Source organism: Treponema sp. R8-4-B8, assembly GCF_054786175.1.
This window is the reverse complement of sequence record NZ_BDHE01000082.1, coordinates 1-1,761: the sequence shown is the minus strand read 5'-3', so window position 1 is coordinate 1,761 and position 1,761 is coordinate 1. Positions and strand designations below refer to the sequence as shown.

Genomic DNA, 1,761 nt, shown 5'->3' with positions numbered 1-1,761 from the left:
CTTACTAACATTACACTGTCTCACAGCATTACCTCCATTAACCCCGGCACATTCAGAAACAACCTTCTTACAAGCGTAACCATACCCAATAATATTACCTTTATCGGCGATAATGCTTTTTATTCCAACCCGATAACCAGCGTAACCATAGGCGCAAATGTTGAAATTAACAACGCCATACCGGGAAATTTTGCGAATTCCTATCAAAATAACGGCAAAACAGCCGGAATTTATACCAGACCCGACACTTTGAGCGAAATATGGACAAAACAATAGGGAAAAAAATAATTAAAAAAAACTCGATTTTGGTGTAAAAAAACTTTTTTTCATGGTTGTTATATACAGAAAAACGCTGCGTTGCGGCGTAAGAAAGGGTAATAGACCCTGTAAAGTAAATTGAAGGAGTACCACCATGAAGAAGTTAATTTTTGGATTTAGTTTAATCGTTATGTCAGCCGTTGTCGTAATGGCAAGCGGTAATATCGACAATAACGTGCAAAAGGCGGTAAACGGGCTTTCATCGGGCATAACAAAGCCCGTGAATGTAACTATCGGGGCAATTACGCTGACCGGAACAAAAGACATGACAAGTGGGCTGTCTGTCAATCTGTACAACAGGGTAAAATACCATGCTGAAAGAAACAAAATGTTTAATGTGGTCGATGTAAAACGTGGGGCAAAAGGACCCAACGACCCAAAAACAGGCATAATTTCTGGCACATATACCATAAACGGCAGTGTGGTTGAAATTTACCTTGAACTGGAGATAGACGGAAAAACCTACTCACAACGCTTTAACACTACTGTAGATGAACTTGAACTTATGGACATTGCAATATTGCCTGACAATTTCAATACCCAGAATGAAGCTCAGGAAGAAGATTATAATATCGCAATCATTACCGACACCATTGATACGGAATCGGAACATTCTTTTGAAACAGTTATATCCACGCCTGACATATACGATGTCCCGCAGGATATAGATATACAGGTTTGGTTTGATTCACAAATGGGCAGCAGGACATATCTGCACCGTGAACAGCTTAAAATTACCCTTATGGCTGATAAAGATTGTTACTTCAAGCTAATCCACATTGACTCTGACGGCAAGGTGAAGATGATTTATCCCAACAGTTCCGACAGAAACAACGAGCTAAAGGCGAATACTCCCCGGACTATTTTTGAAACCGCAAATTATATGTTTTACGGTCCCTACGGAGCGGAAACCATATTAATTGCCGCCTCAACGAAAAATTTTAAAAACATCGAACAGGATTATATAACCCCCTGGGTTCCGGCTACCGCTGAATCGGTAAAAAGCGCAGTCAGGGGCAAAGGCGGCGACCTTGAAGGAATACCGGCTTCTTTAAGCGAATACCGGTATACCATAACCATATTAAAGCCGCACGAGGAATACGAGTATTCAGTGCCTTCTAACATGGCGGAAAGCGTGCAAAACATGAAGAACGAAGTGTTACAGCAAGGGGGAACTTTTGAAGGCAATGAAACAAGCGGATTCTCGGTCGTGAACAACGTCCGCACGAGCTACCGCATACCGCGCGAAGCGCCGGACACAATTCAGGTGGCGTATTATTATCTTGATAATTTTTCCCTTGGAACAAACGCAAAAGGGCAGAAAAAACTGAACAGGCGGATAGAAAAGATAAGCGAGTTTTTGGAAAACATGGAAAAGAAAGAAGGGAAAAGAGGGAAAGAGACGAGGTCGAACGTGACCGACAATGAAAGCGCGCTTATTTA

The 1,761-nt window shown here is 41.8% G+C and carries 2 protein-coding genes; both read left to right on the top strand.

What is annotated here, in order from left to right; translation table 11 throughout:
• The coding region (locus tag ACYVRA_RS06375; RefSeq protein ID WP_461251912.1) for a leucine-rich repeat protein at positions 1–276 on the top strand (276 nt) is incomplete at its 5' end.
• A gap of 136 nt (positions 277–412) precedes the next feature.
• Positions 413–1,761 (top strand): DUF4384 domain-containing protein (locus ACYVRA_RS06370; RefSeq protein WP_461251911.1); only part of this gene is annotated, 1,349 nt, incomplete at its 3' end.